Below are 19360 nucleotides of genomic sequence, written 5' to 3' on the forward strand. Positions count from 1 at the left end.
AGTATTCATGACGAACGAGAGCACTAAACTATTTTCTGATGGCCAGATGTGGGGCATGAACATCGGCTGAGCGCGGCACCTGTCGTCTGCATACTGAATGCGCATCGGGTGAATGCGTTGGAAGAACAGATCAATCAACTGTGGCCGGATACGAAATTTGACGAACGACTTGTAGACTGTTAGCGCGCTACCGCTAGGTTTTTCCCGGAGGGTTATGCTGGAAATCGAAAAGCAGCCGGATGTTTCGTCGGCGTCGAAGCTTGAGATACAGCCGGACGATTTTTCCCGGCGGTTTTCTATGCGCCCCGGAAGCTTGATGTGGTTCTTGGGCGCTGGCGCTTCAGCGGCCGCTGGCATCCCGACAGCCGGTGACATGATTTGGGAGTTCAAGCAAAAGTTGTTTGTAAGTCAACGGCGGGCGCCGCCGGAAATGGTTGCCGATCTCTCGGCGCCTGGCGTTCGTCAACACTTGCAGTCCCACATCGACTCGACAAACAGTCTGCCGGCTGAGGGGGCTTCCAATGAGTACTCGGTCATCTTCGAGAAGGTCTTCCCCGCTGAAGCGGACCGTCGGGCCTATCTCGACGCTAAGGTGAGCGGAGCAAAGCCTTCCTATGGCCACGTGGCTCTTGCTGCCCTGATGAAGGCTGACCACACGCGCATAGTCTGGACGACGAACTTTGACCCTCTGGTGGCGGATGCATGTGCCAAAGTATTTGATGGGACAGGCGCGCTCACTTCTGTGGCCTTCGGCGTTGGTCCCGAAATAGCTCGCAAGGCAATGGCAGACGGTCGTTGGCCCATAGAGGTAAAGCTTCATGGAGACTTCCGCTGGCGTCAGCTAAAGAACACCGATGACGAACTTCGTCATCAGGATCGTGAGCTGCGCGCGGCCTTGGTCGATAGCTGTCGGCGCTCCGGGCTGATTGTGTGCGGCTACAGCGGGCGTGACGACTCCATCATGGATACATTGGAGGAAGCCGCAGCAATTCCAGGCGCGTTTCCGGCAGGCCTGTTCTGGCTGCATCGGGGGGACGGTTCTCCATACGAGCGCGTGACCGCGCTTCTTGAACGAGCACACGCTCACGGCATTGAGACCGGCCTTGTTCGAGTCCAAAGTTTCGACGAGGGGCTGCGAGATCTCGTGCGCCTTGTGTCCAAGCTCGATGCCAAGTCCTTGGAGGCATTCGGTAAGCAGAGGGAAATCAAGACAGCGGCACCGGCCATCGTTGGCAAAGCCCATTGGCCGGTTGTGCGGTTGAACGCGTTGCGGGTCGCGCAGATGCCTACCGTCTTCAGACGTGTGGTGTGCAAAGTCGGAGGAACTGGCGAGGTGCGGCAGGCCGTAGAAGCAGCGGGAGTTGATGTTCTAGCAGCGAGGACAAGGCCAGGAGTCCTTGCGTTTGGAGCCGATGCCGACATTCACAAAGCTTTCGCACCGTTCGACGTCGCTGAGTTCGACTTGGCTTCCATCGAGCCTCGGCGATTGCGCTACGACTCTGCGGAGAGAGGTCTACTTCGCGATGCAGTAGTCCGGGCTCTGTGCCGCCACCGAGGACTGGGTCGGATTCGCAAGCGCACGACTGACCTCTTGTATCCCATTTCCGTGTATGAGCCTGGACTCCAGGAACTAAAAAAGCACGTCCCTCCTTTGGGCGGGTCAGTGCCGAAGTATCCGAACCTTCAATGGCGCGAGGGCTGTGCGGTGCGCATCGAATGGGCCGCAGATAGCCTATGGCTGCTCTTGGAGCCAGGTCCCATCTTCCTGACACTGACGGCTGAGACCAGGTTCGCGGCCTCAGGCTTTGGCAGGGAGCGCACCTTCAAGCGTTATAACCAGAAACTCGATTCTCTTGTCGATTTCTGGTCGTCATATCTTTACGGCGACGGCGAAGAAGTCCACGCATTGGGCGTTTCAACCGGCGTCGACGCTGCATTCAGGTTCGGTCAGCGAACTGGCTTCACTCGGAGGGCTGGAGCGTGAGCGCAAGCCAGTTGGCCAACCACGTCCTCCTCAGCGAGCCGAAGCTGAGCTTTCACCCGGCGCGGCGCAGCGACGTGCATATTCATCCCCTTCGTGGGCTCGTTCAATACGGACCTTACTCGAAGGGTCTCTTGGTCCCGGACCCCATCAGGGTGGCCACGCTGGCGCCGGCAGGCGAAAGCCAGCATCTCTACGACTTCCTGAAGGAACTCAACTCGCGCTACGAGCCAACGGAGCGCACGGACTACCTCCCAGCGTGGCCCGGCTTTCAGCAGGTTTTTAATGTCCGAATGACGGGAGCTGGGAACAGCTGCCACATGGAACTGGAAGCACAGCTTGAGCACGCCTATGAGGCGAGCCGGTCACCTCACATTGTGCTGGCGGCCGCAATGACGCGAGCGTTGCAGCAGCTAGACCGCAGGCGGAACCTTTTCGACGTCCTTTTCATTTATTTGCCCGATCGCTGGGAAATGGGATTCACGGGAGGGGTGGGCGAGGATTTCGATCTGCATGATCATGTGAAGGCCATTACCGCTTCGGCCGGTATGCCCGTACAAATTGTTCGTGAGGGTAGCGGCCTCGCGTACAAGGACAGAGCGAGCGTCATGTGGCGCATCGGCCTGGCTCTTTATGCCAAAGCTGGCGGTGTTCCTTGGAAGTTGGCTCACACCGAGACAGAGACGGCCTACATCGGCCTTTCTTACTCGTTGCGCCCGGTCATTTCGGGTAAGCCGCGCTTCGTCACGTGCTGTAGCCAAGTTTTTGACGCCGATGGGGCGGGAGTGGAGTTCATCGCCTACGACACGAACGAGTTCGAGGTTCAGCGCGAAAACCCGTTTTTGTCGCGAACTGAGATGTTCAAGGTGATGACCCGCGCCATGGACTTATACAGACGCCGACACGCCGGCAGGGTGCCGCGACGAGTAATGGTCCACAAGACAACGGAGTTTAAGCCCGACGAAGTCGATGGCTGTATGGAGGCATTCCATTTGTGCGAGTCCGTCGACCTTGTGCAGGTCGTCGAAGATGTCGGATGGCGGGGTGTACTTCATGAGCAGCCCAGAGTCAAAGGAGAACCTCAGGCAGCGATGTATCCGGTCACGCGCGGCACGCTACTTGGGCTGGGGCCCTTTGACGCTTTGCTTTGGACGCACGGAGCCGTCGCAGGCATTAGCAATCGCCCCTACTTTCAAGGTTCACGAGGCACCCCGCGGCCGATTCGACTGATCCGACACGCTGGCCACGGTACTTGGGATGACGCCGCTTGGGCCATTCTGGCGCTCAGCAAAATGGACTGGAACAACGACGCCCTCTACAACCCGCTACCGGTGACGTTGGAGTATGCGAAGGTTCTGTCACGTGTGGTCAAGCGCATGGATCGACTAGGCACAACTCCCTACCAGTTTCGATTTTTCATGTAGGCCGTTAATTTGAATGAGAGCTCCGCAGAGGCATCGGGTCTCTACGTTCTGCCGACGCTGCTACTGTCACGGTCTTCAAGTCAGCGATACTTCTAGATACGCGAAAGGCCTCGAATGACCCGATACGCCGAATGGTGTGCTCAAGTAGAGCCGCCGGTACCAAAGCACAAGTTGAAGGTCCTGAAAGCGGACCCTACGAAGCATGCTGCGGCTATAGCTGCGGTCGCGGCAGCCGTACCTGACCACTATGTGGCACCAGCCAGACTAGCTGGTTTGCTAACTCGGCTTGGGCGCTCCGCTGTTGCCGAATTTGTCGCGCAAAAGCTTCCGACAGCTACCTCAATTCAGTCCGGCGACCTCGGAGAAATTCTTTGCACGACATACGTTCACGAGGCTACACCGTTCAAGCTGGGAATCAAACGGCTGCGATGGAAGGATCATCGCAACATGGCTATGAGGGGAGATGACGTCTTGGCCTTCGAACTTGGACAAGGGGGCGCAGGACTCGCGGTGCTCAAGGCTGAGTCCAAGAGCCGCGCGAAGATGCCGGCATCGGTTGTGAAGGATGCCCGCAAGGCACTTTCGGAGTTCGGCGAACTCCCGTCTCCGCATGCCTTGAGCTTCGTCGCCGACAGGCTCAGCGAGGCCGGCGACAAGCCGCTCAAGGATGCCTTGGACGATGCGCAGCTGAAGACCGGCCTGAAGCTGTCTCAGGTGACACACATGCTGTTCTCGTTCTCTGGCAACGATGCCACGGCAATTCTGAGCAAGAACCTGGGCGAGTACACCGGGCCCGTGGCGCAGCACTATGTTGGCCTCCACGTTGAAGGCCAAAAGGCGTTTATAGACGCCGTGTTCGCGGCGGTGAAGACCTGATGGCTACCACACTCGAGGAATTACGGGCGAGCATCGAAGCGGCAGTTGCGCCGGGATACCGCCAGCAGCTACTGGCGAAAGGCCAAGCTCGCGGAATGATTTGGCGCGCAGGTGAGTTGCCCATAGACGCTCCGAACTTTAGCCCAAGATTGACCGATGACCTGCTGTCCTTTGGTTACTCACTACTTCTTCACGGGCTGCGATACGTTGATCTCGGAGGGAGTCATAGCTTCGCCAAGGTGGCCTTTGAGGTCGCAGCGGAGTCAATTGAAGCGGTGGTCGCGCGCGGCGTGGCCAATGAATACCGGGACTTTCATCGCTTGGTAGCAGGCGCAGCCTATCACCTCGGCCGCTATTCGGCACGTGCCTACTCTCTGCTGTACGAGGGGATCGGTCAATCGAATCTCTCGGTTATTGAACTCTGTTTGGCCAAGCTGATGCTTAGGGACCTCGAAGGCGTTGACAAAGCCGTGGGGGATTGGTTCGCATCGGGCACTGGTTCTGACGAAAGTCTTATTTCAGTATTCGAATCGCCAGATGTCGTCGATGATGAGGAAGGTGACGATAGCCGCGTTGTTGAAATGATGACGCTCGCTCTGGAAGGAAACTTCCTCTCCGCAATGTCTCAGACGCTGCTTGCTTTGGAGCGCGGGGAGCAAGGGGTAATTGAAGCAGCACGGACGTGCCTCCAAGAAGGGCTTGCGGTTGCTGCGGAGCTGAACCTTGTTAGTCAATGGTGGGTCCACCGGCTTGCGGCGCACGTCATCGATGGCCTTTGGAGCAGCAGTTTTCATGTCCTGTTGCCGATCCAGGGTCCCGCAGGTGCGTATGTTGGAGACTGGGCCGACATGCGCAAGCTCTTCATCGCATCGCTTATGTGCCGCAAGCGAGCCGAGATTGAGTTGTGGCCCTCTCAGGTCGATGCAGCCAAACGTGTTCTGCAGTTCGATGCGAACTTGGTCCTGTCGTTGCCGACTAGTGCGGGAAAGACGCGTATCGCTGAGCTGTGCATCCTGGCTTGCCTTGCTCAAGGCAGACGCGTGGTCTTCGTGACGCCACTACGAGCACTGTCCGCTCAAACGGAGGTATCTCTCCGGCGTACGTTCGGCCCTTTGGGAAAGACAGTCTCAAGCTTGTATGGAAGCATTGGAACGAGTGACACGGACGTCGAAGCACTGCGCACTGAGCACATACTGGTGTCGACACCAGAGAAGCTGGACTTTGCGCTTCGGAACGACCCCGAGTTGCTGCAGGACATTGGTTTGGTCATCTTGGACGAAGGCCACATGATTGGGCTGGGCGAGCGAGAAGTCCGTTACGAGGCGCAAATCCAGCGGCTGTTGCGCAGGCCGGATGCCCCTAATCGTCGAATAGTGTGCTTGTCTGCAATTCTTCCTGAAGGAGACCAACTCACTGACTTCACAAACTGGCTCACGTTCGACCGCCCCGATGGACTTATCAAAGACAACTGGCGCCCAACACGCCTACGATTCGGAGAGGTCGACTGGAGTGCTTCCACGCAGACTGGGCGACTCAACATCGTCGTTGGTGATGAGCACCCATTCGTGTCCAAGTTCGTGCTCGGGAGGAAGACATCGACAAGAAAGAACGCCAAGGTCTACCCGTCCGACCAGACTGAGCTCTGCGTCGCGAGTGCTTGGCGTCTTATGGAGGACGGACAATCGGTTCTGGTGTTCTGCCCGCTTCGTAGGTCGGTAATGACCGTCGCAAAGTGCATCATCAAGATGCATGGTCTCGGCCTTGTTGCGTCCGTTTTGACGCAACCGGTCGCGGTTCTGGCGCCAGCGCTTGCGGTCGGTGTGGAATGGTTTGGGGCGGACCATCCAATTCTTGAATGCCTTCGGTTGGGTGTGGCGGTTCATCACGGTGAACTGCCGACTGCTTTCAGGAGAGAAGTCGAGAAGCTGCTGCGCGATGGCATCCTCAGACTGACGGTGTCGTCGCCAACGCTTGCGCAGGGCTTGAATCTCGCGGCATCAAGCTTGGTGTTCCATGGCCACATGCGAAATCGAGAGGCCATCAGCGAGTCAGAATTCCGGAACGTCGTGGGCCGCGCGGGGCGTGCTTACGTAGACATTGAAGGGTTGGTGGTCTACCCGATGTTCGGGGACCACGGCAAGCGGCGCGCGGCGTGGGCTGAGCTCATTGGAAGTGGCAGAGGACGGGAAATGGAGAGCGGGATTCTGCGGCTCTTGATGTCCTTGCTTTCGCGTATGGCCAAGAAGATAGGGAGCAAGGATGTGGCCGCCCTGATGGAGTACGTCGCAGGGCAGGGCGGATGGGACTTTCCTATTCTGGCTAACGAGACGGGAATCGCTAGGGAAGAGGCTGCCGAGAGTTGGCTTCAACACCTGACCAGTCTGGATACAGCCGTTTTTAGCTTGCTCGGAGACACTCAGGTCTCGGACAACGAGGTCGAAGCACAGCTCGACAAGGTTCTAACCTCGTCCTTGCTCTCCCGCCGATTGATACGGAAATCCGCAGGGACGCAGGCTGCTCTACTCGGTACCCTGACGGCGCGCGCCAAGTTCATTTGGGCAAGTACCACGGCCGCCCAGCGTCGCGGCTACTTCTTGGCTGGCGTCGGGCTGGCCACTGGCCAAGCGCTTGACAAAAAGGCGCAGGAACTGGATCAATTGCTGCTTCAAGCAAACGAGGCAACGGGGTCTGGAGACCACGACCGCGCAGTTGTTTCCATCGTTGACTTTGCAGACATTGCATTCAAGATTTCCCCGTTTACACCAAACAAACTTCCATCTAATTGGAAGCACATTCTTGAGCGGTGGCTGCGTGGTTACCCGGTGCCCGAAATGGGGGTAGACGACCCTAACGATGCCGTCTCGCTCATCGAGCACGCATTCGTCTACAACCTTCCATGGGCAATGGAAGCTGTGCGCGTCAGAGCTGAGGCCCATCACGATCCTGATCCGTTCTCCGAAGAGGCTACGCTCGCCGACTACGCAGGCGCACCGGCCGTGGCCGCAGTCGAGACAGGGACACTCCTGGCCTCTGCGTCGACGCTCATTAAGGCAGGCTTTGCGTCCCGTCTTGGCGCAATCAGTGCGGTAGTCGAGACCGGCGCGAGTTTTGATTCGCCGGCCGGGATGAGGCGGTGGTTGGCGATGCCGGATGTTCGTGCGCGCAGGGACCACTTCGACTGGCCTACTGATGAGTCACACGAACTCTGGAGAGAGTTCACCGCGCCCCAGGGGGGTGGCCGGTTGGCCGCGTGGGATTCGCTCGGCTACAACGGTTCCGTAGCGTGGTTCGGTGTGCCGCCGCCGCCAGGTACCGCTCTGCGGCTTGGCGGTGGGCCTGGCGAGGAAGACACTGTTTTCTCCGCCGATTTCAAGCGGGTAGGCAAGGTCCGATACCCGTTCAACCGAGAGGCGGTCGGACTGACTATTGCCACTGCCAATGGCTCGAACGATTCGATTGATATCGAGTATCTAGGACCCAATGACTTGGTGGCTTCGTAGCTGGCGCATTGCGCACAATTCGCTAGCTAAACACGTGCCGACGACACTATCTTCTGGTGGGCTATGCAACTCGCTGGAGCAACGGCGCACCCCGACTCTCCCGTACGCCGTCTAGATGATCAGCCCACGTCTGGAGCATCATGCGCCGTTCGTCTTGATAAGCATGGCGGTTGTAAGCCGCACGCACGGCGTTGGCCGGTACATGCGCCAGGCAATGTTCGATCACGTCCACGCTCGCACCCAGTCTGTTGAAGTGCGTGCTGAAGGCCGCCCTCATGCCGTGCGGCGTTCCTTCTCCACCAAAGCCAAGCCGCTCCATCAGGGCGTTCAGGCTGCGATTGGCCATTGGTCGGCGGGGGTCGAGCCGGTTCGGAAACAGGTGTTCGCGGTTGGCCGGGACAATCTTGCGCAGGTTCGTGAGCAACTCTATGGCCTGACGTGACAGCGGCACCCAGTGAGGGCGCTTTGCCTTCATGCGTGCCGCCGGAATCTCCCATTGGGCGGCCTTCAGGTCCAACTCATCCCAGCGAGCTTCGATGACCTCCGCTTTTCGGCAGGCGGTCAACAAGACGAGCAGCATCGCGATGCGCGTCTCTTCATTGATTGCCGTGGCTGCATCGAGCGCGCGCAGGAAATCTCCGATCTGGTCGCCAGCCAGGGCAGGGTGGTTCGACTGGTTGCGCTTCTTCATGACGCGTAGAGGCGGCACTGGGTTGTTCTCCATCAACCCGGAGTCGATCGCGTATTCGAACATGCCCCACAGGTGGTTGCGAAGATTGCGGGCCACTTCGGGAGCGCGCTTCTCCACGTCCTTCAGCAGCGCAGTCAACTCCAGGCGCGTGATGCCGTCCATCGGGCGGTTTTTCAGCTTCGGCACCAGATCGTTGTTGATCTCGCGCTGGCGCTGCCTCACGGTGGATGGGCGCAGCCCGGCGGCTGTGGCAGTGTCCCAGTCGGACATCACGGCGGCAAACGTGCCCTTCGTGCGCTCCAGTTGCTCCTGTGCCTGAACGACTTTCAATTCCTGCTTGGTCTGGACTGGGTTGATGCCTTGGACGACCAGCTTGCGGGAGTCGCCGTGCAGCCCGCGTGCTTCCGCCAGGCTGACTTCGGGGAACGCGCCAAACGATTGCTTGCCCTCGACACCCCCGACGCGGAACTTGTAGCGCCAGAGCTTTGATCCATTGGGCTGGACAAGCAGGTACAGCCCGCCGCTGTCGGCGAGCTTGTAGGCGCGCTCTTGCGCCTTGGCGGACTTGATTTGGAGGGTGGTGAGCATCTGGGGGCCTCAGGCTTTCGAGGCCCCCAATGAGGCCCCCAAATGATCGAGATGTCAAGAAATTTCGATTGATCGACTGAGACGCTATGCGACAATAAGTTATTGAAAGTATTGATATTTTTTAAGAATATGAAATTTCTTGAGACGCCCTGAAATCGCAATGCATACTTCAGGTGGCTATCTTCATGCGGTCGATTGTGACCGCAGGCCCGATGGTCGGCGCGGCTTCAGGAAACCGCGCACCATGGGGCTTGGTTGTGGGCCAGCCCCATCCACAGCGCCCAGGCGGCGCAGGCCAGCAGCGCCAGACCTGCAAGGCGCATGCCCGCGCTGCCCATGTCCCTGCGGCCCATGCGCAGCAGCGCCCAGGGTCCGAGCCAAAGGGCCAGGCCCGAGCCCAGCGCAAACAGTGCCATGATCGCCGCGCCGCCGCCCGTGCTGCCCGCGAGCGCCGCCACCAGAACCGCCGAATACAGCAGGCCGCAGGGCAGCAGCGCCCAGGCAGCGCCCAGACCCAGCGGGGCTGCGAGGCCCATGGCGCGCGTGGCCTGGCGTACCCGCAGCCACAGCCGCCGTGCGCCGGTGTCCAGCCATACCGGCTGGCGGCCGAGCACGAGCAGTGCCAGCCCGAGCACGGCCGCGGCCACGTGGATGAGGCTCCAGACCGGCCGCAGCGCGGCGGAATGCAGCGTCAGCCAGCCCAGCCCCTGCATGGAGGCCGCGGCCAGTGCGCCCAGCGCGGCGTAGCCCAGCAGCCGGCCGAGCTGGAACACCGCAATCGAGCGCTGCACCTGTGGTGCACCCGCCTGGCCTATGCCGGCGCAGGCCGCGCCGCACATGGCGATGCAATGCGGGCTGCCGACCAGGCCCATGAACAGCCCGGTGAGCGCGAGAGAAGTCTGCATCGGGCGATTCTAGAAGGCGGCCCGCGCGCTGAGCGGCGCCCCGGCCTTGATCTGGCGCAAGAGGCGGCCAGACACCGGCTGCCGTGGTAATCGGCCGCGGTTAGACTGCTGCGCGTTTTTCTGTCGGTGCCTGGCGCCCGCGCAGCCCCCACACCCCAGAGCCTCTTCCAGGACTGCCGCGATGCAGAGAGCAGATGCCTTGAATCCCACCATCTGGCCCATGCCTGGGCAGCACCCGGCGAGTGGCGCCGCGCCCGAGCTCAGCGTGCTCGACGAGCGCGATGAATGGCAGGTCTTCAGCACGCCGAACGCGGCAGTGCCGGGGCAGTGGGAGTCGATCGTGGCCTTCGAAGGCATGCACTGCGCGGCCTGCGCAGTCACGCTCGAGCAACTGCTCGGCGCGGTGCCCGGCGTGCTGCGCGTCGAGGTGAGCGCGGCCGGCCAGCGCGGGCGCGTGCTCTGGGACGAGCAGGCCACGCGCCCTTCGCGCTGGATGCAGGCGCTGGCGGGCAGCGGCTACCGGGCGCTGCCGGTCCATGACCTCGAGTCTGGGCGGCGCCGCCAGGCCGAAAGCCGACGCATGCTCTGGCGCCTGGGCGTGGCCGGCGTCTCGATGATGCAGGTGATGATGTATGCGTGGCCCGCGTACATCGCGCCCGGCGCCATCACGCCCGACATCGGGCAGCTGCTGCGCTGGGCGCAATGGGTGCTGTCGCTGCCGGTGATGCTGTTTTCCTGCCGGCCGTTTTTCAGTTCGGCCTGGCGTGACCTGCGCGCGCGGCGCATCGGCATGGATGTGCCGGTGGCCCTGGGCGTGCTGATCACCTTCGTGGTCAGCAGTCTGGGCACCTTTGAACCGGAGGGCGCCTTTGGCCATCAGGTCTACTTCGATTCGCTGACGATGTTCGTCTTCTTCCTGCTCGCAGGTCGCTGGCTGGAGCTGCGCCTGCGCGACCGCTCCGCCGGTGCGCTCGAAGCGCTGATGCACCGCTTGCCGGAGACGGTAGAGCGCCTGCAGCCCGACGGCCAATGGCAGCGCGTGGCCGCACGGCGCGTGCGTCCGGGCGATCTGCTGCGCGTGCTGCCAGGGACGGCGTTTCCGGCCGATGGCGAGATCGTGCAGGGCGACACGCGCGTCGATGAAGCCCTGCTGACCGGGGAGTCGCGCGCGCTCGCCCGCGGTCCTGGCGAGGCGGTGATTGCCGGCAGCCACAACCTGAGCGCGGCCGTGCAGGTGCGCGCCACGGCCGTTGGTGCGCAGACGCGCTACGCGCAGATCGTCGGCCTGATGGAACAGGCCGCGAGCGACAAGCCCGATCTCGCGCGCCTGGCCGACCGCATTGCACGGCCGTTTCTGCTGGCGGTGCTCTTGATCGCCGCGCTTGCCGGCGCGTGGTGGTGGCCGGTGGATCCGGCGCGTGCGCTGATGGTGGTCGTGGCGGTGCTGGTCGTGACCTGCCCCTGCGCGCTGTCGCTGGCAACGCCTGCGGCCATGTTGGCGAGTGCCGCTGCGCTGGCGCGGCGCGGGGTGCTGGTGCGCCGGCTGCAGGCCATCGAAGCGCTGGCGCAGGTCGATACCGTGGTGTTCGACAAGACCGGCACGTTGACGAGCGAGGCCTTTGCGCTGGCCCGGGTCGACACGCGCGTCGGCCTTGGGCAGGCGCAAGCCCTGGCGCTGGCGGCGCAGCTGGCGCGCTGCAGCCTGCATCCGGTCTCGCGCGCGCTGGTCGCGGCGGCCGGTGTCGAGGGCGGGGCCGCGGCGGCCCGGGAGGTGCGCGAAGTGGCCGGGCAGGGCCTGAGCGGCCTGGTCACCGATGGCGACGGGCGGATGCTGCCCTGCCGGCTGGGTTCGGCCTCGTTTTGCGCGCTGGAGTCCGACGCCGCAGGCCCGCCACAGGGACCCGTATGCCATCTTGCCGACGAGAACGGCTGGCTTGCGAGCTTTCGCTTCGAAGAGGCGCTGCGTCCCGACGCCCGGGCCGTGGTGGGCGCCTTGCATGCGCAGAATCTTGAGATTCGTCTGCTCTCGGGCGACCGCGAGGCGTCGGTACAGCGCATGGCCGCGGCCGCCGGCATTGGGCTGGCCGCGGGCGACTGCACGCCGGATGGCAAGCTGCGCGCGCTGCAGCGCCTGCAGCAGCAGGGGCGGCGCAGCGCCATGGTGGGGGACGGCCTGAACGACGGGCCGGTGCTGGCCGCTGCCCATGTGTCTTTTGCCTTCGGGCGTGCGGTGCCGCTGGCGCAGGCGCGCTCGGACTTCGTGGTGCTCGACGCGCGCCTCATGTCCATCGCCTGGGCCCGCGCCCAGGCGCTGCGCACCCTGCGCGTGGTGCGCCAGAACCTGGCTTGGGCGCTGCTGTACAACCTGGCGGCGCTGCCGCTGGCGGTGCTGGGCTACATGCCGGCCTGGGCAGCGGGGCTGGGCATGGCGGCCAGTTCGCTGCTGGTGGTGGCCAACGCCTTGCGGCTCAACCGCGAGCCTGTCGCTGTCGTGGAGCAGCCCTGATGGACATCCTTTACTTGCTGGTGCCCCTGTCCGTGGTGCTGGCGCTGCTGGTCATCGCGGCCCTGGGCTGGGCGATCTTTCGCGGTCAGTTTGACGACCTGGAGCGCGAAGGCGCACGGATTCTTGAGAATGATTGATCCAAGTCAAATTGACCATGATTGCCCTATGGATAATCGCCAGGCATTAGCGAAAACCCTTAGACCAGGCTGAACGAAAAAGGCGCCCACGGCCCTTGTCCTGGTTTCACACGGAGAGCGTTCGATGGTGAATTACAACGACAAGGTGGTGCGGCAATTCGCCATCATGACGGTCGTCTGGGGCGTGGTGGGAATGCTGGTCGGCGTGGTTGCCGCCGCGCAGCTTGCCTGGCCCGAGCTCAATTTCGGCATTCCCTGGTTCAGCTACGGCCGCCTGCGCCCCTTGCACACCAATGGCGTGATCTTTGCCTTCGGCGGCACCGGGCTGATCGCCACCTCGCTGTACGTGGTGCAGCGCACCTCACAGGCGCGCCTGTTCGGTGGCGAGGGCCTGGCCAACTTCATCTTCTGGGGCTGGCAGCTGGCCATGGTGAGTGCGGTGATCACGCTGCCCATGGGTTTGACGACCTCCAAGGAGTACGCCGAGCTCGAATGGCCCATCGACATCCTGATCACCGTGGTCTGGGTGGCCTATGCGCTGGCCTTCTTCGGCACCATAGGTCGGCGCGCAATGAGCCACATCTACGTGGCCAACTGGTTCTATGGCGCCTTCATCATCGCGATCGCGCTGCTGCACGTCGGCAACAGCGCGGCGCTGCCGGTGGGCTGGTTCAAGTCCTATTCGGCCTACGCCGGCGTGCAGGACGCGATGGTGCAGTGGTGGTATGGGCACAACGCGGTGGGTTTTCTGCTCACCGCCGGCTTCCTCGGGATGATGTATTACTTCATTCCCAAGGCCGCCGGGCGCCCGATCTACAGCTATCGCCTGTCGATCGTGCATTTCTGGGCGCTGATCTTCACCTACATGTGGGCCGGGCCGCACCACCTGCACTACACCGCGCTGCCCGACTGGGTGCAGTCCGTGGGCATGGTGTTTTCCATCATCCTGCTGGCCCCGAGCTGGGGCGGAATGATCAACGGCATCATGACGCTCTCGGGCGCCTGGCACAAGCTGCGCGACGACCCGATCATCCGCTTCCTGGTGGTGTCGCTGTCCTTCTACGGCATGGCGACCTTCGAAGGCTCGCTGCTGTCGATCAAGACCATGAACGCGCTGTCCCACTACACCGACTGGACCGTGGGCCACGTGCATGCCGGGGCGCTGGGCTGGGTGGGCTTCATCACCATGGGGTCGCTGTACTGGATGATTCCGCGTCTGTACGGGCGCACCAGCATGTATTCCACGCGTGCCATCGAGCTGCATTTCTGGATGGCGACGCTGGGCATCGTGCTCTACATCGCCGCGATGTGGATCGCCGGCGTGATGCAGGGCCTGATGTGGCGCGCGATCAATGACGACGGCACGCTCACCTACGCTTTCGTAGAAGGCGTGAAGGCGACCTATCCCTTCTACGTGGTGCGCCTGCTGGGCGGCGTGCTCTACCTCGGGGGCATGGTCATCATGCTCTGGAACATGTTCAAGACCATGGGCGCGGGACGTGCGGTCGCGGTGCCCGTCGCGCCGGTCGCGCCGCTGGCGGCCGGTGCCTGAGCCAGGTGGGAAACAAGGAATACGACGATATGGCTCAAGAAGAGATCCGCGGCCACGCCCGCATCGAAACCAACAACTTCCTGATGATCGTGCTGGTGCTGCTGGTGGTGGCCATCGGCGGTCTGGTGGAGATCGTTCCGCTGTTCTTCCAGAAGTCCACGACCGAGCCGGTCGATGGCCTCAAGCCCTATACCGCGGTGCAGGTCGTGGGGCGCGACATCTACGTGCGCGAAGGCTGCAACAACTGCCATTCGCAGATGATCCGCTCGCTGCTGCACGAGTCGCTGCGCTACGGGCCGGTGTCCACCGCGGGCGAGTTCGTCTACGACCACCCGCACCTGTGGGGCAGCAAGCGCACCGGGCCGGACCTGGCGCGCGTGGGCGGCCGTTACAGCGACGACTGGCATGCGGTGCACCTGATCAATCCGCGCGCCGTGGTGCCGGAGTCCAACATGCCGGCCTACCCCTGGCTGGAAAAAACCCCCGCCGACGGCAAGAGCGTGCAGGCGCACATGCGCGGGCTGCGCACGCTGGGCGCGCCCTACAGCGACGAAGAGATCGCGCAGGCACCGGCCGAGGTCGAAGGCAAGACCGAGCTGCAGGCGCTGATTGCCTACCTGCAGGTGCTCGGCACCCACCGCAAGTGAACGAAAGGGCGCAGACCATGGACATCAACATCTTGCGCAGCCTCTACACCGTGCTGGCCCTGCTGGCCTTCGTGGTGATCGCGGGCTGGGCCTGGTCGGGCAGGAACCGCCAGAGTTTCGAGGAGGCGGCGCACCTGCCGCTGGGCGACGATCAGGCGCATGCCGGACAGGCGCGTGCACTCGGGGAGCACGGGGCATGAGCGATTTCACCAGCGGTTTCTGGTCCTGGTACGTGGCCGGCATCACGCTCGCCGGCGTGCTCGCCTGCGTGGCGCTGCTGTGGTGGACCCACCGCATGAACACCGAGGTCAAGCCGAGCGACTCCACCGGCCACGTCTGGGACGGCAATCTCACCGAGCAGAACCACCCGCTGCCGCGCTGGTGGGTGTTCATGTTCGGCATCAGCTGTGTCTTTGCCTTGCTCTACCTGGCCTTGTATCCGGGCCTGGGCAGCTTCAGGGGCACGCTGGACTGGACACAGCAGGAGCAGCATGCGCGCGAGCTGCAGGCCCACGAGGCGCGCATTGCACCCATCTACGCGGCCTTTGCCGACCAGAGCGTGCCCCAGCTGGCGGGCAATGCCGAGGCGCGCGCCATTGGAGACCGGCTGTTCATGAACAACTGCGCGCAGTGCCATGGCAGCGACGCGCGCGGCAGCAAGGGCTTTCCCAACCTGGCGGACGGCCACTGGAACTGGGGCGGCACGCCCGAAGCCATCCTGGAGACGATCGCCGATGGCCGCGTCGGCATGATGCCGCCCATGGGCGAGGCCGTGGGCTCTGCGCAGGAGGTGCGCGCCGTGGCCAACTACGTGCTCGGTCTCTCGGGGGCGGCCCACGACGCAGCGCTGGCTGCCGCGGGCAAGGAAAAGTTCATGCAGGTCTGCGCCGCCTGCCACGGCGAGAGCGGCACGGGCAACGCGGCGCTGGGCGCGCCCGACCTGAGCAAGGGCATCTTCGCCCACGGTCCCGACACCGAGGCCCACGTGGTGCGGATGATCAACGAGGGCAAGACCGCCGAGATGCCGGCCTGGAAGGACCGTTTCTCCCCCGAGCAACTGCGCGTGCTCGCGGCCTATGTCTGGGGGCTGGGCGGCGGCGTCGCGCCGCAGCGATGAGGGCGCCGCCCGCAGTCGTTCTGGCCGGTCTGCGCGCCGCGTACCAGGCCCGGGGGCAGACGCGATGAGCAGCGCGGCCGGCGCCAGCCTTGCGCGGGGCGGCGCGCGCAAGGTCTACCCGCGCAGCGCCAGCGGCATCTATACCCGCTGGCGCTGGTTCTTCGTCTTCGCCACCCAGCTCTTCTACTACGGCATGCCCTGGCTGCAGTGGGGCGGGCGCCAGGCCATGCTGTTCGACATCGAGGCGCGGCGCTTCTATCTCTTCGGGCTGGTGCTTTACCCCCAGGACGTGTTCTACCTGACTGCGCTGCTGATCATCAGCGCGCTGCTGCTCTTTCTGTTCACCGCCGTCGCTGGTCGCCAGTGGTGCGGCTACACCTGCCCGCAGACGGTCTATACCGAGATCTTCCTCTGGGTGGAAGAGCGTTTCGAAGGCAACCGCGTACAGCGCATGCGCCTGGACGCCGCGCCCCTGTCCTGGTCCAAATTCTGGCGCAAGGCGGGCAAGCACCTGGTGTGGCTGGCAATCGCGCTGTGGACGGGATTCACCTTCGTCGGCTACTTCACGCCGATCCGCGAGCTGGGCGCGAGCGTGGCTGGCCTGGCGCTGGGCCCCTGGGCGGCGTTCTGGATCCTGTTCTACGGCTTTGCCACCTGGGGCAATGCCGGCTTCATGCGCGAGCAGGTCTGCAAGTACATGTGCCCCTATGCGCGCTTTCAAGGGGCGATGTTCGACCGCGACACGCTGGTGGTCACCTACGTGAAAAAGCGCGGTGAGCCGCGCGGCAAGCGTTCGCGCAAGGTCGATCCACGGGATCAGGGGCTGGGCGACTGCACCGACTGCACCCTGTGCGTGCAGGTCTGCCCCACGGGCATCGACATCCGCGACGGGCTGCAGTACGAATGCATCAGCTGCGCGGCCTGCATCGACGCCTGCGACAGCGTGATGGACAGCATGGGCTACCCGCGCGGCCTGATCCGCTATTCGACCGAAGCGGCGTTGCAAAACGACTGGGGGCGTCGCGAGATCCTGCGCCGCGTGCTGCGCCCGCGCGTGCTCTTTTATGCCGCGGTGCTGACGCTCGCGGTGCTGGCGCTGGCGGCGAGCCTCTGGCTGCGCACGCCCTTCAAGGTGGACATCATCCGCGACCGCGCGACGCTGGCACGGCTGGTCAAGGGCGGGCAGATCGAGAACATCTACCGTATCCACGTCATGAACGCCACCGAGCACGAACAGCGCTTCGAGGTGCACGCCGAAGGTCTGCCAGGCCTTGCCATGGCCGAGGCGAGCCAGAGCTCGGTGACGATCGCGCCAGAGCAGTCGGCCTCCTTCCCGGTGCAGCTGCGCCTGCCGCATGGCGGCGCGGCGCCCGGCTCGCACACCATCAGCTTCGTCGTGAGTGCGCCCGGCGTGGGCAGCGTGCGCGAAAAATCGGCCTTCATGGTGCCGCGCTGAAGCCATGGCAGGGGACGGCATTTCGCAGACCCCCGGGGCCGCAGCGCCCTGGTGGAAATCTGGCTACGTCTGGCTGATCGTGGCCCTCACGCTGGCGGCGCTTGCGGGCGGGCTGTTCACCGTGTATCTGGCCATGCAGGCGCCGCCCGAGCCCGTCCCTGGCACGTCCGGCGCCCGGCTCGGTGACAATGCGGCGCTGGAGCCGGCCCTGCAGGCGCGCAACCGCACCAGCATCCGCAATGGCGAGGCGATGGGCCGAAGCGCGGCGCCCCGGCCCGACGCCGGCGCACCGCAAGACTAGAACAGCAGGAGGAGGCGATGCGCGCGAGTCGATGGAGCCTGATAGCCTGGCCAGCCTTCGTGGTGGCAGGCATGCTGGAGATGATGGTGTTTGCCGTGCTCGACCCCGAGACGCTGAGCCTGCTGGGTCGGCAGATGCAATGGTCGCGCAGTACGGTTTATTCGATCAGTTTCCTGATTTTCTGGTTCATGTTCATGCTGTGCAGCGCCATCACGCTGCAGCTGGCGCGCCCGGCCAGTGAGGTCAACGCCGACCTGGCCCGGCCGCTGGCGCGCGACTGAGCGCGTCGCCGCGGGCGCGCGGGGCGGATGGGCCTGCCGCCGCCAGTGGATTGGGGGCCGCCGATAGAATTGCCGTACCGCACACCGCCGTGCGCGCCTCACCAGGGTTCACGCATGCAAGAGTCTCCGCGCCCGGCTCCGGGCACCAAGTTCACCAGCCGCCAGGGCACGCGCGCCATCAAGGACGGCGTCAAGCCCAGCCCGCTCACCGCCATACCCAACGCCGAGCGCAAGCCCGACTGGCTGCGCGTGAAACTGCCCAACGGCGCCAAGTACCAGCAGATCAAGGAGATCGTGGATTCGCACAAGCTCTCCACCGTGTGCGCCGAATCCAAGTGCCCCAACATCGCCGAGTGCTGGGGCCGGGGCACGGCCACGCTGATGCTCATGGGTTCGGTGTGCACGCGGGCCTGCAAGTTCTGCTCGGTGAGCACCGGCAACCCCAACGGCTGGCTCGACCCGATGGAGCCGGTGAACGTGGCCGACGCGGTGGCGCTGATGGATTTGAAGTACGTCGTGCTGACCTCGGTGGACCGCGACGACCTGAAGGACCTGGGCGCGGGCCACTACGCCGCCTGCATCCGCGAGATCCACAAGCGCATGCCAGACACCGCCGTGGAGGCGCTCACGCCCGACTTCCAGGGCCGCCACGAACTGGTGGCCAAGGTAGTCGATGCCGGTTTGGCCACCTACGCGCAGAACCTGGAGACGGTGCGCCGCCTGACCCACCCGGTGCGCGACCCGCGCGCCGGCTATGAGCAGACGCTGGACGTGCTCAGGTTCGCCAAGGCCTATGCGCCGCAGACCATCACCAAGACCAGCCTGATGCTGGGCCTGGGCGAGACGGACGAAGAGATCGAAGAGGCGCTGGACGACATCCGCGCGGCCAACGTCGACATCGTCACCATGGGCCAGTACATGCGCCCGACGCAGCACCATCTGCCGGTGGCGCGCTATGTCTCGCCCGAGCAGTTCGCGCGCTACCGCGAGATGGGGCTGGCCAAGGGTTTCCTGGAGGTGGTGGCCGGGCCCTTCGTGCGTTCGAGCTACCGCGCCGAGCGCGTGCTCGAGCACAACAACGTGGGGCTGGACGAGGACCTGCTCGAGAGCATTCGCAACTCGGCCGCCAACGCGATGCGCTGCTGAGCGCTCAGAGCTTTTTTGCGTTGAAGTCCCAGGGCTGGGCATCGGCCAGCCACTGGCGCAGCGCGGCGTCGTCGAGCTGCGCCAGTTCGTCCTCGGCCTGGGGCAGGGTGTCGGCGAGCATCTGCCTTTGCAGGATGTCGTTGCCGTCCATGCGGCTGAAGACCAGCAGCATCTGCCCGTAAGAGGCATACATGGGCGCGGCCTGCCAGCGCTGGCCCTGGGTGTCGTGAAACTCTCGCATGTGGGGGTACC

Annotated in this window: 17 protein-coding genes; 14 read left to right on the top strand and 3 right to left on the bottom strand. The window is 63.7% G+C overall.

Translation table 11 applies throughout. The features are described from left to right. Window positions 1–214: 214 nt before the first annotated feature. The 4 genes from FOZ74_RS13110 to FOZ74_RS13125 all read left to right on the top strand — a co-directional run bounded on the left by FOZ74_RS13110 (window position 215) and on the right by FOZ74_RS13125 (window position 7781). Window positions 215–1984 (top strand): SIR2 family protein, encoded by a 1770-nt coding sequence (locus tag FOZ74_RS13110; RefSeq protein WP_255437621.1) that lies wholly within the window; start codon window positions 215–217, stop codon window positions 1982–1984. Continuing rightward, window positions 1981–3405, top strand: a complete 1425-nt coding sequence (locus FOZ74_RS13115; RefSeq protein ID WP_146913473.1) for an argonaute/piwi family protein — start codon at window positions 1981–1983, stop codon at window positions 3403–3405. The genes FOZ74_RS13110 and FOZ74_RS13115 overlap by 4 nt, the downstream gene beginning before the upstream one ends. A gap of 114 nt (window positions 3406–3519) precedes the next feature. Beyond that, window positions 3520–4281 (top strand): Hachiman antiphage defense system protein HamA, encoded by a 762-nt coding sequence (locus FOZ74_RS13120; RefSeq protein WP_146913474.1) that lies wholly within the window; start codon window positions 3520–3522, stop codon window positions 4279–4281. Next, on the top strand, window positions 4281–7781 hold the full coding sequence (locus tag FOZ74_RS13125) for a DEAD/DEAH box helicase (protein WP_146913475.1): 3501 nt from the start codon (window positions 4281–4283) through the stop codon (window positions 7779–7781). The genes FOZ74_RS13120 and FOZ74_RS13125 overlap by 1 nt, the downstream gene beginning before the upstream one ends. A 61-nt stretch (window positions 7782–7842) precedes the next feature. On the opposite strand, the gene FOZ74_RS13130 is transcribed toward FOZ74_RS13125, so the two are convergent. Then, complete coding sequence (locus tag FOZ74_RS13130) at window positions 7843–9060, bottom strand: tyrosine-type recombinase/integrase (RefSeq protein ID WP_146913476.1); 1218 nt, start codon at window positions 9058–9060, stop codon at window positions 7843–7845. A gap of 227 nt (window positions 9061–9287) precedes the next feature. Beyond that, the gene (locus tag FOZ74_RS13135) at window positions 9288–9965 is read right to left on the bottom strand and encodes a sulfite exporter TauE/SafE family protein (RefSeq protein WP_146913477.1); all 678 of its coding nucleotides are present in this window, start codon (window positions 9963–9965) and stop codon (window positions 9288–9290) included. A gap of 181 nt (window positions 9966–10146) precedes the next feature. On the opposite strand from FOZ74_RS13135, the gene FOZ74_RS13140 reads away from it, so the two are divergent. From FOZ74_RS13140 to lipA, 10 genes are all read left to right on the top strand, one after another. Continuing rightward, the gene (locus FOZ74_RS13140; protein ID WP_146913478.1) at window positions 10147–12471 is read left to right on the top strand and encodes a heavy metal translocating P-type ATPase; all 2325 of its coding nucleotides are present in this window, start codon (window positions 10147–10149) and stop codon (window positions 12469–12471) included. Further along, window positions 12471–12608: a cbb3-type cytochrome oxidase assembly protein CcoS gene (ccoS, locus tag FOZ74_RS13145; protein WP_146913479.1), complete on the top strand. Its 138-nt coding sequence runs from the start codon at window positions 12471–12473 to the stop codon at window positions 12606–12608. The genes FOZ74_RS13140 and ccoS overlap by 1 nt, the downstream gene beginning before the upstream one ends. A 124-nt stretch (window positions 12609–12732) precedes the next feature. Next, the gene (gene ccoN / locus FOZ74_RS13150) at window positions 12733–14160 is read left to right on the top strand and encodes a cytochrome-c oxidase, cbb3-type subunit I (protein ID WP_146913480.1); all 1428 of its coding nucleotides are present in this window, start codon (window positions 12733–12735) and stop codon (window positions 14158–14160) included. Between the two features lie 29 nt (window positions 14161–14189). Beyond that, window positions 14190–14807, top strand: a complete 618-nt coding sequence (ccoO, locus tag FOZ74_RS13155; RefSeq protein WP_146913481.1) for a cytochrome-c oxidase, cbb3-type subunit II — start codon at window positions 14190–14192, stop codon at window positions 14805–14807. Window positions 14808–14824: 17 nt separating this feature from the next. Continuing rightward, entirely contained in the window at window positions 14825–15007 is a 183-nt protein-coding gene (locus FOZ74_RS13160; protein ID WP_146913482.1) for a cbb3-type cytochrome oxidase subunit 3, read from the top strand. After that, window positions 15004–15924 (top strand): cytochrome-c oxidase, cbb3-type subunit III, encoded by a 921-nt coding sequence (ccoP, locus tag FOZ74_RS13165; RefSeq protein ID WP_146913483.1) that lies wholly within the window; start codon window positions 15004–15006, stop codon window positions 15922–15924. The genes FOZ74_RS13160 and ccoP overlap by 4 nt, the downstream gene beginning before the upstream one ends. A gap of 64 nt (window positions 15925–15988) precedes the next feature. Further along, the gene (gene ccoG / locus FOZ74_RS13170) at window positions 15989–17380 is read left to right on the top strand and encodes a cytochrome c oxidase accessory protein CcoG (RefSeq protein ID WP_146913484.1); all 1392 of its coding nucleotides are present in this window, start codon (window positions 15989–15991) and stop codon (window positions 17378–17380) included. A gap of 4 nt (window positions 17381–17384) precedes the next feature. Then, the gene (locus FOZ74_RS13175) at window positions 17385–17681 is read left to right on the top strand and encodes a hypothetical protein (protein WP_146913485.1); all 297 of its coding nucleotides are present in this window, start codon (window positions 17385–17387) and stop codon (window positions 17679–17681) included. 17 nt (window positions 17682–17698) lie between these two features. Next, window positions 17699–17962, top strand: coding sequence for a hypothetical protein (locus tag FOZ74_RS13180; RefSeq protein WP_146913486.1), 264 nt, complete (start codon window positions 17699–17701; stop codon window positions 17960–17962). A gap of 114 nt (window positions 17963–18076) precedes the next feature. Continuing rightward, window positions 18077–19108, top strand: a complete 1032-nt coding sequence (lipA, locus tag FOZ74_RS13185; protein ID WP_146913487.1) for a lipoyl synthase — start codon at window positions 18077–18079, stop codon at window positions 19106–19108. Window positions 19109–19112: 4 nt separating this feature from the next. Here lipA and FOZ74_RS13190 read toward each other — a convergent pair whose 3' ends face one another. Then, on the bottom strand, window positions 19113–19349 hold the full coding sequence (locus FOZ74_RS13190; RefSeq protein WP_146913488.1) for a hypothetical protein: 237 nt from the start codon (window positions 19347–19349) through the stop codon (window positions 19113–19115). Window positions 19350–19360 lie beyond the last annotated feature (11 nt).

The sequence above is a fragment of the Comamonas flocculans genome, assembly GCF_007954405.1.
In the GTDB taxonomy this organism is placed as follows: domain Bacteria; phylum Pseudomonadota; class Gammaproteobacteria; order Burkholderiales; family Burkholderiaceae_C; genus Comamonas_C; species Comamonas_C flocculans.

Bases quoted from the DNA above. Each gene is read 5' to 3' on its own strand.
- FOZ74_RS13110 (WP_255437621.1), top strand. From the start codon at position 215: ATGCTGGAAATCGAAAAGCAGCCGGATGTTTCGTCGGCGTCGAAGCTT.
- FOZ74_RS13120 (WP_146913474.1), top strand. From the start codon at position 3,520: ATGACCCGATACGCCGAATGGTGTGCTCAAGTAGAGCCGCCGGTACCA.
- FOZ74_RS13125 (WP_146913475.1), top strand. From the start codon at position 4,281: ATGGCTACCACACTCGAGGAATTACGGGCGAGCATCGAAGCGGCAGTT.
- FOZ74_RS13130 (WP_146913476.1), bottom strand. From the start codon at position 9,060: ATGCTCACCACCCTCCAAATCAAGTCCGCCAAGGCGCAAGAGCGCGCC.
- FOZ74_RS13135 (WP_146913477.1), bottom strand. From the start codon at position 9,965: ATGCAGACTTCTCTCGCGCTCACCGGGCTGTTCATGGGCCTGGTCGGC.
- FOZ74_RS13140 (WP_146913478.1), top strand. From the start codon at position 10,147: ATGCAGAGAGCAGATGCCTTGAATCCCACCATCTGGCCCATGCCTGGG.
- ccoS (WP_146913479.1), top strand. From the start codon at position 12,471: ATGGACATCCTTTACTTGCTGGTGCCCCTGTCCGTGGTGCTGGCGCTG.
- ccoN (WP_146913480.1), top strand. From the start codon at position 12,733: ATGGTGAATTACAACGACAAGGTGGTGCGGCAATTCGCCATCATGACG.
- ccoO (WP_146913481.1), top strand. From the start codon at position 14,190: ATGGCTCAAGAAGAGATCCGCGGCCACGCCCGCATCGAAACCAACAAC.
- FOZ74_RS13160 (WP_146913482.1), top strand. From the start codon at position 14,825: ATGGACATCAACATCTTGCGCAGCCTCTACACCGTGCTGGCCCTGCTG.
- ccoP (WP_146913483.1), top strand. From the start codon at position 15,004: ATGAGCGATTTCACCAGCGGTTTCTGGTCCTGGTACGTGGCCGGCATC.
- ccoG (WP_146913484.1), top strand. From the start codon at position 15,989: ATGAGCAGCGCGGCCGGCGCCAGCCTTGCGCGGGGCGGCGCGCGCAAG.
- FOZ74_RS13175 (WP_146913485.1), top strand. From the start codon at position 17,385: ATGGCAGGGGACGGCATTTCGCAGACCCCCGGGGCCGCAGCGCCCTGG.
- FOZ74_RS13180 (WP_146913486.1), top strand. From the start codon at position 17,699: ATGCGCGCGAGTCGATGGAGCCTGATAGCCTGGCCAGCCTTCGTGGTG.
- lipA (WP_146913487.1), top strand. From the start codon at position 18,077: ATGCAAGAGTCTCCGCGCCCGGCTCCGGGCACCAAGTTCACCAGCCGC.
- FOZ74_RS13190 (WP_146913488.1), bottom strand. From the start codon at position 19,349: ATGCGAGAGTTTCACGACACCCAGGGCCAGCGCTGGCAGGCCGCGCCC.